Consider the following 14808-nt stretch of genomic DNA (forward strand, 5'->3'; position numbering starts at 1 on the left):
GGCTCAGGCGGCGGCCGGCAGCAGGTCGGGCGATCGGGCGGCGACCACCGCCCCGATCAGCCCCAGCGCGTCCGCGACCGGCATCGGGTCCAACCCCCGGCCGTCGCGCAGGCGCAGCGAGACCGACCCGCCGGCCGCCTCCCGGGCGCCCAGCACCCCGACGTACGGCACCTTCCGGCGGGCGGCGTCGCGGATCCGGGCACCCAGCGAGCCGGCGGCGTCGACCTCGGCCCGCAGCCCGGCCGCGACCGCCCGGCGGGCCAGCTCGGCCGCCGCCCCCGCCTGCCCGGCGTCGACCGGGAGCAGCACCAGCTGCACCGGGGCGTACCAGGGCGGAAAGGCGCCCTGGTGCACCTCGATCAGGTAGGCGAAGAGCCGTTCCATGCTGCCGACCAGGCTGCGGTGCACCATCACCGGCCGCCGCCGGCCGCCGGACACGTCGGTGTACGACAGGTCGAACCGCTCCGGCTTGTCGAAGTCGAGTTGGACGGTGGAGATGGTGGACTCCCGCCCGGCGGCGTCGACGATCTGGATGTCGATCTTCGGGCCGTAGAAGGCGGCCTCGCCCGGGGCCTCGGTGAAGTCGACCCCGTCGAGCGCCGCGCGCAGCAACTCCTCGGCCCGCGCCCACTGGGCGTCGTCGCCGACGTACTTCTCCCCCGGCCCGCGCAGCGACAGCCGGAACCCGGCCGGGCGGACGCCGAGCGCGGCGTGCGCCTCGCGGATCAGCCGCAGGATCTCCCGCACCTCCTCGCCGACCTGGTCCAGGGCGCAGAAGTTGTGCGCGTCGTTCAGCGAGATGGCGCGGACCCGGGACAGGCCGCCCAGCACGCCGGAGCGTTCCGCCCGGTACATTCCGCCCAGCTCGGCGACGCGCAGCGGCAGCTCCCGGTAGGAACGGCCGCGTGCCCGGTAGACCAGCGCGTGGTGCGGGCAGAGCGCCGGGCGCAGCACGAACTCGTCGTCGGCGCTGAGCCGCAGCGGCGGGAACATGTCGTCGGCGAAATAGCCGAGGTGCCCGGAGAGCTCGAACAGCTCTCGTTTGCCCAGCGGCGGCGAGTAGACGGGCTGGTAGCCGGCCCGGCGTTCCAGCTCGCGGACGTACTCCTCGACGGCGTGCCGGGCGGCGGCGCCGGCCGGCAGCCAGATCGGCAGGCCCGCGCCGGCGAGGGGGTCGGAGACGAACAGGTCCAGCTCCCGGCCCAGCCTGCGGTGGTCGATCATGTGCTCTCCTTCGGGGTACGGCCCCGAGGCGACCTGATCCACGGACGCCGCGAGGCCCCGGGGCGGATCGCCCCGGGGCCTCGTCGACGTCGAACGTCAGTGCGGCACGCCGGGGTCTCCCGGCGTCGTGGCCATTACCGCGCTGCGCATGCCACGACGGTACGGGCCCGGCGGAGGGCGGTGCGAGTGGATTTCCGGCTCGCGTCGCCGGCCGGTCGGGTGGGCGCCAGGGCGGGCCGGGAGAAGGGGCGGGCCGCCGGCACGGGACCTGCCGGCGACCCGCGGCGGCCGGCTCGTCGGAAACGGGGGGCCCGACGCGCGTGCGACCGCGCGCCGACAACGGTACGCCGACGAGCGCCGATCCGCCGTCCGCGCCCCGCCCGGATTCGACCCGTTACGCCCGTCACGCCGGGTCGAGCTCCATCGTTGTCCCCTGGTGGCCCGGTGGTGTCCACCGTCACCACCGGCCGGGTCCGTCCCCGGTGACGGCGCACACGCCGTCAGGCTCGGTGGACGTGATCGGCCTTGACCGGCGAGGTGGCAGTCGTGCCCGAACTTCTCACTGACGTCGCGTCGCCGACGTGGGCGTACCTCGCGCTGCTGGGTCTGCTGGCCGCGGACGCGTTCGTGCCGGTCGTCCCCACCCAGGTCGTCATGATCACCGGTGGCGCGCTCACCGTCTACGGCGGGCTGAGCCTGCCGGTGACCATCGGCGTCGGGGCGCTCGGTGTCTTCGCCGGCGACCTGGCCTGCTACCTGCTGGGCCGCAGCGCCCCCGACCGCCGCGCGCCCCGGCACGCCGAGCCGAGCCGGGCCCGCCGGATGGCCGGCCGGGCGACCCGGGGGCTGCGCAGGCCGGGGCCGCTGGCCATCCTGCTGTGCCGGTTCGTACCCGGCGGCCGGATGGCGGCCTGCTTCTCCGCCGGCCGCAGCCGCTACCCGTACCGGCTCTTCCTGTCGTACGAAACGGTCGCGGCGATCGGCTGGGCGGCCTACGGCGCGCTGGTCGGCCACCTCGGCGGAACGGCGCTGACCGAGTCGGCCTGGCGGCTGGCGCTGATCGCGGCAGCGGCGGCGGCCGGGTTCGCGGCGGCGGGCTGGGCGATGACGATCGTCGGCGCCCGCACCCGCGCCGAGGTCCCGGTCGACTGACGCGGACGCCCCGCCGTCGCCCTGCCGGCGGGCTGCCGGTCTCGGTAGCGGCCGGGAGGTGTCGGCCGGGCAGCCCGGCGCGACGCCCTGCCCGGGACCGCGCCCTGGCTGCGACGCGAACGATTACTCCAGCTCGTGGAGCATGAGTTGGCGGGCCGCCTCGGTGATCGACCCGGACAGCGACGGGTAGATCGTGATGGTCTGGGCCAGCTCGTTGACGGTGAGGTTGTTCTCCACCGCCATGGTGATCGGCAGGATCAGCTCGCTCGCCTTCGGCGCCACCACCACGCCGCCGACCACCTGGCCGCTGGCCGGACGGCAGAAGAGCTTCACGAAGCCGTCGGCCAGGTCGTCCATCTTCGCCCGGGCGTTGCCCGACAGCGGCAGCATCACCTGGCGGGCCGGGGTCCTGCCGGCGTCCACCTCGTCCTGCGAGACGCCCACGGTGGCCAGCTCCGGGTCGGTGAAGACGTTCGCCGCCACGGTACGCAGCCGCAGCGGCCGGACCGCCTCGCCGAGCGCGTGCCACATCGCGATCCGGCCCTGCATCGCGGCGACGCTGGCCAGCGGCAGCACCCCGGTGCAGTCGCCGGCCGCGTAGATGCCGGGGACGTTGGTGCGCGACACCCGGTCGACGGTGACGTAGCCGCCCCTGGCCAGCTCGACGCCGTACTCCGCCAGCCCCAGGTCGGCGGTGTTGGGGATCGAGCCGACGGCGATCAGCGCGTGCGAGCCGTAGACGACCCGGCCGTCGGAGAGCTGGACCTCGACGCCGTCGTCGGTACGGCGGACCGCGTCCGCCCGGGAGTTGTTGAGGATGCTCATGCCCCGGTTGCGGAAGACCCGCTCGATGGCCATCGCCGCGTCGGCGTCCTCGTGCGGCATCACCCGGTCCCGGCTGGAGACGAGGGTGACCTCGACGCCCATCGCCAGGTAGGCGCTGGCGAACTCGGCGCCGGTGACGCCGGAGCCGACCACGATCAGGTGCTCGGGCAGCTCGGGCAGGTCGTACACCTGCCGCCAGGTCAGGATCCGCTCGCCGTCGGGCACCGCGGTGGGCAGTTGGCGCGGGGTGGCGCCGGTGGCGACCAGCACGGTCGACGCGGCGATCGAGTACTCAGCGCCACCGTCGGCCGGGGTGACGATCACCCGGTGGGTGTGACCGAGCGTGTCCTCACCCAGCCGGGCGGTCCCGGCGACGACGGTCACCCCGGCCTTGACCAGCTTGGCGTGGATGTCGGCGGACTGGGCCAGGGCGAGCCGCTTGACCCGCTCGTGGACCGCGCGGGCGTCGACCGTCACCGCCTCCAACCCGTCGGAGTGCACCCCGAACTCCTCGGTGTCCCGGTAGCCGGTGACCACCTCCGAGCTGGCGATGAACGTCTTCGACGGGACGCAGTCGGAGAGCACGCAGGCGCCGCCGGCCCCCTCGGCCTCCACCACGGTGACGTCGGCGTCCAGCTGCGCGGCGACCAGCGCCGCCTCGTAGCCGGCCGGCCCCCCGCCGATGATCACGATCCGGCTCACCACAGCGCACGCCCCTCGTCGATGTTCACAGTGACTTTCTTCTCCCGAACGCGTTCGACACGCACCGTCGTATTCTCCCCCACCCGTCCGCCGGGCTATCGTCATCGCCGTGCGTCACTACGCCGCCTACGGCTCAAACCTGGACCCCGCCCGGATGCGCGCCTACTGTCCGCATTCGCCGATGGTGGGCACCGGCTGGCTGGAGGGCTGGCGGTTGACCTTCGCGGGCGAGGACGTGATCGGCTGGGAGGGCTCCGTCAGCACCATCGTCGAGTCCCCGGGCGACCGGGTCTTCGTGGCGCTGTACGACATTCACCCGTACGACGCCGCACAGCTCGACGAGATCGAGGGCGTGACCGCGGGCACGTACCGCAAGCTGCACGTCCGCGTCTCGACCCTGGACGGCGACGTCACCGCCTGGGTCTACGTCTTCGACGGGTACGAGGGCGGTCTGCCGACCTCCTGGTACCTCTCGGAGATCGCGAACGCGGCGGAGAAGGCGGGCGCGCCGGACGACTACGTCACCGAGCTGCGGTCCCGCCCGACCGGCACCGCGTCGGCGTAGCGCGTATCGCACGCCCCCAGTCTGCTACCGGCGGGGCGGGCGGTCACCGCCGACCCCGGCCGGCGTCGCACATCACACACCGGCGGCGGGGGCGACCCGCTCGTACATGTCGGTCCAGCGCACCTCGCGCAGCCCGACCGAGCGGTAGAGGGTCACCGGGGCGGTCGGGTTGGTCAGGTCCACGCCCAGGCCGGCGGCGGCCCGGCCCTTGGCCGCGTAGCCGGTGAAGGCCCGCCACAGCAGCGCCGCGCCCACCCCGCACCGCCGGTACGCGGGCAGCACCGACAGCGTGCGGACCCAGCCCATGTCCTGCTCCAACGCCTGGTCGGAGGATTGCAGGGCGCCGGCCGGCTCGCCGTCGACCTCGGCCACGAACCACTCGTCCCAGACCCTGCCGGACGACGGGATCTGCTCCCGCCAGCGGTCGAAGCCGACCGGCTCGTAGTCCGGGGTGTCCCGGAACGCGGTGTCGAAGATCCGGTGGAACCCGCGCAGGTCGGCCTCGTCGCCGGCGCGCAGCGGGCGGACGGTCACCCCGGGCGGGGGCGACGGCTCGGCGGGCAGCCCGGCCAGCGGGCGGCTCATCCGCACGTACCGCTTGACCCGGGTGAAGCCGGCCTCGGCCAGCTCCGCCGCCCAGCGGGTCTCCGGCGCGAAGACGGCGGTCCGGGCGGTCAGCGCGGGCAGCTTCCGCTCGGCGGCCCGCTCGGCGACCCGGTCGAGCATCCGGGCGAGCAGCGGGGCGCGCAGCGCCGGGCCGCGCTCCGGGTCGACGTGCACCTCGACGAAGTCGCGGCCCACCCCGGTCGGGTTGTCCACCACCGTCCAGGCGACGGCCGTCCCGTCCGCGTCGGTGACCAGCCAGGAGTCGCGGGCGGGGTCGAAGAAGGGGGCGGTCAGCGCGGCCCGGACGTCCTCGGCGTCGAAGTCCGGGTAGCCGAGGGCGAACGTGTCGGCGGCGTGCACCACGGCGAGGATCGCGGGGACGTCGTCGAGGGTGGGGCGGCGGACGGTCCAGCCGGCGGGAAGGGTCACGGCGAGATCCTGGCAGGGCGGGCGGCTCCCGCGCCGCCGGTTTTCCGCCCGGAGCCGACGCGGCACGCCGGGAGGCGGCCGGGCGCAGCCGGGCGGCTCCGGGGCAGGGCCCGCCGGGCGGCGGTCAGCGCACGGGGGCGCCGGCGAGCAGGGCCCGGGTGGCGGTGAGCAGGTCCACCAGCTCCGCGCCCTCCCCGGGGCGCAACGCCCGGAAGGCGGCGGAGGTCAACCGGTCGGTCATCGCCTCGGCCCAGAGCCGCCGCCGCACCAGCGGACCGACCGGCGGGTACGGCGGTGACCAGCCGCAGGCCGACGCCCCGGCCTCCCCCTCCGGCCCGGCGAGCACCGCCTCCAGCGGGGTCATCCCGCCGGCCCGCACCGCCAACAGGTACGCCCCGGTGAAGTGCTCGCGGAGCAGCAGCAGCGCCACCGCGGCGCGGGCGCCGGCGGCGTGCTCCGGCACCGGCATGGCCCGCCAGGCGGCGAAGAGCGGCATCCCGGTGGCGTCCGCCGCGGCGACGACCCGCTCCAGCAGCACCGCCAGCCGGGGCGTCCCGGGCAGGTCGTCCAGGTGCTGGGCACCCCAGCGGCAGCATTCGGCGAGGTTGGCGGCGGCCACCTCCAGCGGACGGACCACCCGGACGGCGGCGTCCCAGCCGTCGGCGACCGCGTCCGAGGCGATGAAGCCGACCACGGCGGCGACGGTCTCCGCGCGGACGTCGCCGAGCGCGCCGGCCCGTCCGGTGATGTAGAAGGCCCAGCCGGAGATGCCGAGCAGCCGGGCCCGGCGCAGCGTCCCCGGGCAGCGGCTGAACAGCTCGCCCAGTTCCAGCACGGCGGGCTTGCTGGCGGCTGCCACCTGTTCCGGCGTCATCCCGACCACCCGCTGCACGCATCCATCGCGCTCAGTGTGCCTCGCCGTCGCCCGTGGCGACATCCTCCTCTTCGGCGTCCAACGCCTCGATCGCCGCCTCCACCTCGCCGGTGCGGCGGCGCGCGGCGGTGAGCGACCGTTCGGCAGCCCGGCGGGCCAGCTTGGACCGGCTCAGCTCCTGCTCGGCCGCGGCTCGGCGGCGCTCCAGTTCGGCCAGTTCGGCCTCGATCCGGTCGAGCGCGGCGCCGCCATCCCGCTCGGCCGCCGCCGTGCCGTCCAGCTCCTTCTCCGCCCGCCCCTGTTCGGTACGCGCCGACGCCAGCTCCCGTTCCAGCGCCCGGCGCCGTTTCGCGCGCTCGGCCCGGGCTGCCCGCGCCGCCGCCCGCTCGTCGCGCGCCCGGCGCTCCCCGGCCCGCTCCGCCGCCCGGTCGGGTACGCGCGGCGGCTCCTCCGTCCCGCCGGTGACCAGCCGCAGCTGCGGCCGGGGCACCTCGCCGAAACCGGCGTAGTGGACCGCCCGCAGCAGCGTGCCGGCGCGGACCTGCTCGGCCACCTCGGCGTCGGCGAGCGCGGCGTTGAGGGTGGCCTCCACCTCGGCCAGCGGCAGCTTCCCGGCGGACGGGGCGTCCGGGTTCCGGGCCGCGATCCGGCGCACCTCGGCGACCAGCGCGGCGACGACCGCGCGCCGCTGGGCGGAGAGCTCGCGCAGCTTCGGCCCCTTCAGGTCACGCTGGGCGGTGCGCAGCGCCTCGGCGAGCTGGGCCAGGTCGGCGACCAGCTCGGGGCGTTCGAGGGCGAGCAGGTTGACCAGCCAGGCCGCCACGGTGGGCCGCTTCAGCCGGGCGATCTGGCGGGCGCCGGCGGCGTCACCGGCCCGGCGGGCCTCGGCGACGGCGGCGTCCCGGGCGGCGACGAACCGGTCCGGCGGCGTGCGGTACAGCCGTTGGACCAGCTCGGAGGGGAGCGCGGGCACGGGTCAGGCGTCGATCCGGGTGCCCGGTTCCAGCCGCCGGTAGTCGGTCCGGGACAGCGCGGTGTACTGCCGGTCGAGCACACCGAAGCCGTTGTCGTTGAGCAGCCCGTCGTGCAGGGCGTACGCGCGGCGCGGCGCGACCGCCCGGATGAAGTCGACCACCTCGGAGAACTTCGACCAGGGCGCGTGGATCGGTGCGAACAGGGTGTCCACCTGGACGTCGTCCGGCACGACCAGCGCGTCCCCCGGGTGGTAGACGACGTCGTTGAACAGGTACCCGACGTTCGCCACGACCGGGATGTCCGGGTGGATGACGGCATGCTGGCCGCCGTACGCGCGGACCGCCACGCCGGCGGCGGCGAAGGACTCTCCCGGCGCGACCACGGTCAGCACCTCTGCCGCGTCACCCAGGGCTCCGGCGAGCGAGGGCGGGCCGTTGATGGTGAACGGGCGGCGGTCCAGCGCCCGGGTCAGCGCCTCGACGTTCAGGTGGTCCGGGTGCTCGTGGGTGATCAGCACCGCGTCCGCCCCGTCCAGCGCCTCCGGCTCGCTGAACACCCCGGGGTCGACCACGAGCACTCCCCCGTCGTGCTCCAGCCGGACACAGGAGTGGGTGTACTTGGTTACCTGCATCGTGACTCCTCGATTACCGAATCGTGACGTCCTGAGCGCAGTCTGCCGGAACCGGCGCGGTGTCGCGTCGCGTCCGAGCTAACGCCCCGGGACCGGGGCGGTCAGAGGACGGAGCGGGGATGGACGGACAGACGGGACGACGCCGGGGCAAGGCCCTGGCGGCGCTGGGGCTGGCGGGGTTGCTGCTGGCCGGTTGCGGAGCGGCGGACCGCACGAGTTCGGCGGGTGACTCGGCGGCCGAGGCCCCGGCCGGCAGGGCCCCGGTGGGTGGGGCCGCCCAGCCGGGCAAGGCTGGGGCGGGCGCGCCGGACCTGCGGGTGGACCAGCGGTCGATCATCTACACCGGAACGATGCGGGTGCAGGTGGACGACGTGGAGGGCGCGGCGCGCAAGGCCGTCGCCGCGGTGACCCTGGCCGGCGGGTTCGTCGGCGGGGACAACCGGCGCAGCGTGGCCGCCGACGCCGAGGCGGAGTTGGAGCTGCGGGTGCCGGCGGCGAAGTTCACCCCGCTCATCGACGAGCTGGCGACGTACGGCAAGCAGCAGCGCCGGGAGGTGAAGACCCAGGACGTCACCGAGGAGACCGTCGACCTGGACGCCCGGATCGCCACCCAGCGGGCCAGGGTGGAGAGTGCCCGCAAGCTGCTCTCCCGGGCCTCCTCGATTCCGGAGCTGGTGTCGCTGGAGGACGAGGTGTCCCGGCGGGAGGCCGACCTCGCCTCGCTGGAGGCGAAGAAGCGCCGGCTGGCCGACCTGACCGCGCTCTCCACCATCACGGTGACGTTCGTCGGGAAGGATGCCTCGACCGCCGAGGAGGAGTCCGAGACCGGCTTCATGGTCGGGCTGCGCGGCGGCTGGAAGGTCTTCGTGGCATCGATGACGATCCTGCTGACCGTGCTGGGGGCGGTGCTGCCCTGGCTGCTGGCGCTGGGCGTACCCCTGGTGGTGTTCCTGGCGGTGCTGCGCCGTCGGCGGCGGGGACGGCCCGCGCCACCGGCGCCGCCCACGACGCCGGTCGGCGTGCCGCGCCCACCGGCGCCTACCGCGCCGCCGCCAGTGCCCGCAGCGCGGTCTGGACCATGAGTCGCACCCCGGCGGGGATGGCCCGCTCGTCGACGTCGAACGACGCCCGGTGCAGGTCCACGTTGGGCCCGGACCGGCCGACGCCGAGGCGGGCCAGCGCGCCGGGGACGTACTCCAGGTACCAGGAGAAGTCCTCGCCGCCCATGCTCTGCGGCGTCTCGGCGATCCCCTCGGGGCCGAGCGCCGCGGCGGTGGCGGCGGTGAGGACGCCGATGGCCCGGGAGTCGTTGCACACCGGCGGACGGCCGCGCAGGTATTCCAGGTCGACCGTGGCGCCGGTGGGCGCGATGACGTCCCGGACCACCTGAGCGACGATCTTGGGAGCCAGCTCCCAGGTGTCTCGGTCCATCACCCGCAGGGTGCCCGAGGCGCTCGCCTCGGACGGGATGACGTTGTACCGGGTGCCGGCCGAGGCGTGGCCGAACACCAGCAGCAGCCCGCTGTTGGCCGGCACCCGCCGGCTGACCAGGGCCGGCACCTCGGTGACCAGCCGGCCGAGCGCGTCGACCAGGTCGACCGTCAGGTGCGGGCGGGCGGTGTGCCCGCCGGGGCCGGTGAGCCGGACGGTGACGTTGTCGGCGGCGGCGGTGATCGGGCCGACCCGCAGGCCGACCTTGCCCACGGGCAGGTTGGGGTCGCAGTGCACGGCGAAGATCTGGACCACGTCCTCCAGGCCGCCGGCCTCGATGACCTCCAGCGAGCCGCAGGGCAGGATCTCCTCCGCCGGCTGGAAGATCAGCCGGACCCGGCCGTCGAGCTGGCCGGCGTCGGCGAGCTGGGCCAGCAGCATGCCGACGCCGAGCATCACCGAGGTGTGCACGTCGTGGCCGCAGGCGTGGCAGACGCCCTCCACCGTGGACCGGTACGGCACGTCCTTGACGTCGGTCAGCGGCAGCGCGTCGATGTCGGCGCGGAGCGCGACGACCGGGCCGTCGGGGCGGCCGTCGATGTCGCAGATGACCCCGTTGCCCTTGGGCAGCAGCCGCGGGTGCAGGCCGGCCAGGGAGAGTTCCCGGGCGATCAGCGCGGCCGTCCCGAACTCCTCGCCGGAGAGCTCCGGGTGGGAGTGGATGTGGCGACGGGTGGCGATGAGGCCGGGTACCCGCAGGGCGAGCAGCTGGTCGAGCTCGAAGGGCAGGGGCTGGGACCCGGATGGCGCCTCCGGCCAGGACGACGCCAGCTGGCTGCCGTTCGGCAGCGTCAACGCACTCGTCACGTCGAATTCTCGATCACTAGGAATGGATGGATCATCGGGGAGGACAGCAGACAGCCTAGACCTCCGACGGTGACGCTGCGCAACCTCGTTACGGTAATGATCGGACCGCACAGCGTCACGTAACCCCTGGTGAGAGGGCTCGAATATCTGCGGGACAGCAGGTAGATCGCGTTCGAACGCCGTCATCTGCCCCACACCTCCTACAACGCGTAACCGATTCGGCGGTCGCGAAATCGGCGTCGATCCGGGGCCGTCGTTCCGAATTGTCGCATTAGTCGCCGCAATTAACTGCCGCTCGGACAATTAACCGACGACAGCCGGCAACCAGGCGACGCCCGACGGTGACACGATCGTCCCGCGCGCGACCGGACACGCTGTCCGTCCCGTTCGCCCGTCCGGGTTACCCGGGAACCCGGCGGCACATGCCCGCCCGGAGGGCCACGCTGCCCGGGCCGCCCACGGAAGGCTCGACCGTTCCGTGCCGCACCGGGAACCTGCACCGACCGTAGCCCCGCCGGGGCACCCCCGGCGACCGCCGCCGACCCCGCCGCGCGACGACGGCGGCCCCCGCCGGCACCCGGGGCACCGGCGGAGGCCGCCGTTCACGCGCTGGTCAGAAGCGGTCGCTGGGCCGGTACGTCCCCCACACCTGGCGCAGCGTCCCGCAGACCTCGCCGACCGTGGCCCCGGAACGCAGCGCCTCCTTCATCGGGTAGAGCACGTTCTCGGTGCCCTCGGCCGCGGCCCGCAGCTCCGCCAGGGCCCGCTCCACCGCGCCGTTGTCGCGCTCCGCGCGCAGCCGGGCCAGCCGCTCCGCCTGGGCCGCCTCGATCGTCGGGTCCACCCGCAGCGGCTCGTACGGCTCCTCCTCGTCGATGGCGAACCGGTTGAGCCCGACCACCACCCGCTCGCCCGAGTCGATCTCCTGGGCGATCCGGTACGCGGACTGCTCGATCTCCCGCTTCTGGAAGCCCGCCTCGATGGCGTCCACCGCCGAACCGTGGTCGAAGACCCGGTCCATCAGCTCGTTGGCGGCCGCCTCGATCTCGGCGGTCATCGCCTCCACCACGTACGAGCCGGCGAACGGGTCCACGGTGGCGGTCAGGTCCGTCTCGTACGCCAGCACCTGCTGGGTGCGCAGCGCCAGCCGGGCCGCCTTCTCCGTCGGCAGCGCGATCGCCTCGTCGAAGCTGTTGGTGTGCAGCGACTGGGTGCCGCCGAGCACCGCGCCCAGCCCCTGCACCGCCACCCGGACCAGGTTCACCTCCGGCTGCTGGGCGGTGAGCTGCACGCCGGCGGTCTGGGTGTGGAAGCGCAGCATCATCGACTTCGGGTCCTTCGCGCCGAAGTCGTCGCGCATCAGCCGGGCCCAGATCCGCCGGGCGGCGCGGAACTTCGCCACCTCCTCGAGCAGGGTCGTCCGGGCGACGAAGAAGAACGACAGCCGGGGCGCGAAGTCGTCCACGGCCAGCCCGGCCGCCAGCGCGGCGCGGACGTACTCCACGCCGTTGGCCAGCGTGAACGCGATCTCCTGCGCGGGCGTCGCGCCGGCCTCGGCCATGTGGTAGCCGGAGATGGAGATGGTGTTCCACTTCGGCACCTCCTTGCGGCAGTAGCCGAACGTGTCGGCGACCAGCCGCAGCGAGGGCTTCGGCGGGAAGATGTACGTCCCCCGGGCGATGTACTCCTTGAGGATGTCGTTCTGGATGGTGCCGGTGAGCGCGGAGCCGGCCACCCCGGACTCCTCGGCGACGAGCTGGTAGAGCAGCAGCAGCACCGAACCGGGCGCGTTGATGGTCATCGAGGTGGAGACCTTGTCCAGCGGGATGCCGTCGAAGAGCAGCCGCATGTCCTCGATCGAGTCGATGGCCACCCCGACCTTGCCGACCTCGCCGTGCGCGATCGGGTCGTCGGAGTCGTAGCCCATCTGGGTGGGCAGGTCGAAGGCGACCGAGAGGCCCATCGTGCCGGCCCGCAGCAGCTGGTGGTAGCGCGCGTTGGACTCGGTGGCGGTGCCGAAGCCGGCGTACTGCCGCATGGTCCAGGGACGGGAGGTGTACATGGTGGGGTAGACCCCGCGGGTGTAGGGGTACTCCCCCGGACCGCCCAGCCGGGTCTCCAGCTCCTCGGGGAGGTCGTCCGCCGTGTAGACGCCCTTGATGGGGAAACCGGACTCGCTCGGCCGCCGTTCGCTCATCACCGGATGGTAGGACGCGCGACGGCGTCGATGGGTGAGGGATACCGCACAACCGGGGGTCGACGACAGGTGAACATGCGGGCACGTACCGTCCGGTAGACAAAGGTGCGCCGCGTCGGGTTTCGCATCGGGCGTCGGAACCAGCAAGATAGGGGAGTTGTGTCCCAGCCCCCTCGATTTCCCCCGGTGGCTTTTCTGTGACTCAGATCCCGACGTGGAGCGGCGGACCAGTCAGTCCTCCCAACGGACGCGCGGCACCCGGCACCATCATCGGTGGTCGCTACTCGCTGCGATCGGCGGTGGGCAACGGCGGCATGGGCACGGTGTGGCGTGCCACCGACACGCTGCTGCGGCGCGACGTGGCGGTCAAGGAGGTCGTCCTGCCCCCGGGGCTGGCCCCCACCGACCGAGACGCGATGTACGAACGCACCCTGCGCGAGGCCCGCGCCGCCGCGGCCATCCAGCACCCCGCCGTGGTCCAGGTGTACGACGTGGTCACCGAGGGTGGCCGGCCGTGGATCGTGATGGAGCTGCTGGACGCACGCAGCCTCGCCGACATGGTGATCGAGGACGGGCCGGTCGCGCCCCGCGCGGTCGCCAAGATCGGCATCGCGCTGCTCGGCGCGCTGGAGGTGGCGCACGCCAACGGCGTGCTGCACCGCGACGTCAAGCCGGCCAACGTGCTGATCTGCACCGACGGCCGCTGCGTGCTGACCGACTTCGGGGTGGCCCGGATGCCCACCGACGTCCAGCTCACCACCCCCGGGATGGTGCTCGGCTCGCCGCACTTCATCTCTCCCGAGCGGGCCATGGGCCAGGAGTTCGGCCCGCCGAGCGACCTGTTCTCCCTCGGCGTGACGCTCTACACGGCGGTGGAGGGCCGGCCCCCGTTCGACAAGGGCGACCCGATCGAGACCATGCACGCCGTGGTCGAGGACCCGCCGGCCACGCCGCAGCGCAGCGGGCCGCTGACCCGGGTGCTGATGGGCCTGCTGGAGAAGGACCCGGGCCGCCGCCTCGACGTGCACACCTCCCGGGCAATGCTCCGCGAGCTGCTCGCCGGGCCGCTGACCAGCACCGCCACCGCGGTCAACTCGGTCACCGACCCGTACGCGGTGGTGCCGGTGCAGCGCCCGCCGACGCCGCTCCCGACGGCCGAGCCGGAGTCGAAGCCGAGCGGGCAGATCGGCGGCCGGGCCATGCTGGCCCCCGGCGAGTCGCTGACGGACCGGCTGGCCGCGCTGCGCCGGGGCGAGCGGCCGAAGCCGGCCGGGTCCGCCGCCGGGCTCGACGACACCAACGCGGACGCGCTCGCCGGCCCACTGCACACCCCGACCGGCGCGATGCCCACGGCGGGCCGCCCACCCGGCGCAATGCCCACGGCGGGCCGCCCGCCCGGCACGACGTACGGCGGGGCGCCGGACGCCACCCAGCGGATCAGCACCGGGCACCCGGACGCGACCCAGCGGATCGGGGGCGGGCGCTCCGACGCCACCCAGCGGATCGGCGCCCACCCGGACGCGACCCAGCCGGTGTACGGCGGCGCGCCGGAGGCCACCCAGCCGGTGTACGGCGGCGTTCAGTGGTCGGTGCCGGGCACCGGCCAGCCGTGGGCCTCACCGGCCACCGCGCCGGGCGGAGCCACCGGGGGTGGCGGCGCGCTCGACAAGGTGAAGGGCGCCGGCGGACGACTGTCCGCCACCGTGCAGGGCTGGCCCCGCAAGGTCCAGCTCGCGGCGGCCGGCGGCCTGGCGGTGGTGCTGCTGATCGGCATGGTCACGCTGTTCAGCGGCGGCGACCCGGAGCCCACCACCCCGCCGCAGGTCCAGCCCACCGCGCCGGCGGCCGGCGGCGAGCTGCCCGAGATGCAGGAGCACAACGCCAGGGGCGTTCGGGTGATGGTGCCCAAGGGCTGGAAGAAGGCCACCGGCGGGTCCTACGTCGACTATGTGGATCCTCAGGACGAAGGACGCAAGGTCCGCATCCTCGCCGAGAAGTGGAAGGGCAGCGCCAACCGGTGGGCGGAAAGCGCCCAGACCTTCCTGAAGACCAAGAGCACCACCTGCGGCGACCCGTACGAGCAGGTCGCCATGGACGAGCAGGACACGGCCGGCAAGCCGGGCGTCGAGTTCGAGTACACCTGCGGCGACGGTGACGGCAAGCGGCACGGCGTGTGGCGGGGCGTGCTCAGCGACGGGAAGATGTACTCGTTCTACCTCTCCTCGACCGACGCGAAGTTCGCCGAGAGCAGGCCGATCTTCGACGAGATGGTGAAGTCGTTCCAGCTCACGGCGGCCGGCTGACCGAGGCCGCCGAAACGTGGTGATCCG

At 74.2% G+C, this 14808-nt stretch carries 12 protein-coding genes; 4 read left to right on the top strand and 8 right to left on the bottom strand.

Annotated elements, in window-relative coordinates:
• Positions 1–3: 3 nt before the first annotated feature.
• Entirely contained in the window at positions 4–1224 is a 1221-nt protein-coding gene (thrS, locus tag AB0I41_RS17235; protein ID WP_357108020.1) for a threonine--tRNA ligase, read from the bottom strand.
• Positions 1225–1770: 546 nt separating this feature from the next.
• Between thrS and AB0I41_RS17240 the strand changes: the two genes are divergently transcribed.
• Positions 1771–2376 carry a DedA family protein gene (locus AB0I41_RS17240; protein ID WP_357108023.1) on the top strand — a complete coding sequence of 202 codons (606 nt, stop codon included), beginning with the start codon at positions 1771–1773 and terminating at the stop codon, positions 2374–2376.
• A 123-nt stretch (positions 2377–2499) separates the two neighbouring features.
• Here AB0I41_RS17240 and AB0I41_RS17245 read toward each other — a convergent pair whose 3' ends face one another.
• On the bottom strand, positions 2500–3903 hold the full coding sequence (locus tag AB0I41_RS17245) for an NAD(P)H-quinone dehydrogenase (RefSeq protein ID WP_357108025.1): 1404 nt from the start codon (positions 3901–3903) through the stop codon (positions 2500–2502).
• 109 nt (positions 3904–4012) lie between these two features.
• On the opposite strand from AB0I41_RS17245, the gene AB0I41_RS17250 reads away from it, so the two are divergent.
• Positions 4013–4468, top strand: coding sequence for a gamma-glutamylcyclotransferase (locus AB0I41_RS17250; RefSeq protein ID WP_357108027.1), 456 nt, complete (start codon positions 4013–4015; stop codon positions 4466–4468).
• A gap of 72 nt (positions 4469–4540) precedes the next feature.
• Here the strand turns inward: AB0I41_RS17250 and AB0I41_RS17255 are convergent, their stop codons facing one another.
• The 4 genes from AB0I41_RS17255 to AB0I41_RS17270 form a co-directional block, all read right to left on the bottom strand.
• Positions 4541–5503 (bottom strand): GNAT family N-acetyltransferase, encoded by a 963-nt coding sequence (locus tag AB0I41_RS17255; protein WP_357108030.1) that lies wholly within the window; start codon positions 5501–5503, stop codon positions 4541–4543.
• A gap of 124 nt (positions 5504–5627) precedes the next feature.
• Positions 5628–6377, bottom strand: a complete 750-nt coding sequence (locus AB0I41_RS17260) for a hypothetical protein (protein WP_357108032.1) — start codon at positions 6375–6377, stop codon at positions 5628–5630.
• Positions 6378–6408: 31 nt separating this feature from the next.
• Positions 6409–7350, bottom strand: a complete 942-nt coding sequence (locus AB0I41_RS17265) for a hypothetical protein (protein WP_357108035.1) — start codon at positions 7348–7350, stop codon at positions 6409–6411.
• A 3-nt stretch (positions 7351–7353) separates the two neighbouring features.
• Positions 7354–7983 (bottom strand): MBL fold metallo-hydrolase, encoded by a 630-nt coding sequence (locus AB0I41_RS17270; RefSeq protein ID WP_357108037.1) that lies wholly within the window; start codon positions 7981–7983, stop codon positions 7354–7356.
• A 119-nt stretch (positions 7984–8102) separates the two neighbouring features.
• On the opposite strand from AB0I41_RS17270, the gene AB0I41_RS17275 reads away from it, so the two are divergent.
• Complete coding sequence (locus AB0I41_RS17275) at positions 8103–9065, top strand: DUF4349 domain-containing protein (RefSeq protein WP_357108040.1); 963 nt, start codon at positions 8103–8105, stop codon at positions 9063–9065.
• Here AB0I41_RS17275 and AB0I41_RS17280 read toward each other — a convergent pair.
• Positions 9022–10281: an amidohydrolase gene (locus AB0I41_RS17280; protein ID WP_357108043.1), complete on the bottom strand. Its 1260-nt coding sequence runs from the start codon at positions 10279–10281 to the stop codon at positions 9022–9024. The two genes, AB0I41_RS17275 and AB0I41_RS17280, sit on opposite strands and share 44 nt — an antisense overlap.
• A 613-nt stretch (positions 10282–10894) precedes the next feature.
• Positions 10895–12478 carry a methylmalonyl-CoA mutase family protein gene (locus tag AB0I41_RS17285; RefSeq protein ID WP_357108046.1) on the bottom strand — a complete coding sequence of 528 codons (1584 nt, stop codon included), beginning with the start codon at positions 12476–12478 and terminating at the stop codon, positions 10895–10897.
• Between the two features lie 197 nt (positions 12479–12675).
• Between AB0I41_RS17285 and AB0I41_RS17290 the strand changes: the two genes are divergently transcribed.
• Positions 12676–14781, top strand: coding sequence for a protein kinase (locus AB0I41_RS17290; protein WP_357108049.1), 2106 nt, complete (start codon positions 12676–12678; stop codon positions 14779–14781).
• Positions 14782–14808: the final 27 nt, after the last annotated feature.

It is taken from the genome of Micromonospora sp. NPDC050200 (genome assembly GCF_040656135.1).
Taxonomy (GTDB): Bacteria; Actinomycetota; Actinomycetes; order Mycobacteriales; family Micromonosporaceae; genus Micromonospora.

Coding starts and splice junctions, on each gene's coding strand:
- thrS (WP_357108020.1), bottom strand. CDS start 1,224: ATGATCGACCACCGCAGGCTGGGCCGGGAGCTGGACCTGTTCGTCTCC.
- AB0I41_RS17260 (WP_357108032.1), bottom strand. CDS start 6,377: ATGACGCCGGAACAGGTGGCAGCCGCCAGCAAGCCCGCCGTGCTGGAA.
- AB0I41_RS17270 (WP_357108037.1), bottom strand. CDS start 7,983: ATGCAGGTAACCAAGTACACCCACTCCTGTGTCCGGCTGGAGCACGAC.
- AB0I41_RS17275 (WP_357108040.1), top strand. CDS start 8,103: ATGGACGGACAGACGGGACGACGCCGGGGCAAGGCCCTGGCGGCGCTG.
- AB0I41_RS17285 (WP_357108046.1), bottom strand. CDS start 12,478: ATGAGCGAACGGCGGCCGAGCGAGTCCGGTTTCCCCATCAAGGGCGTC.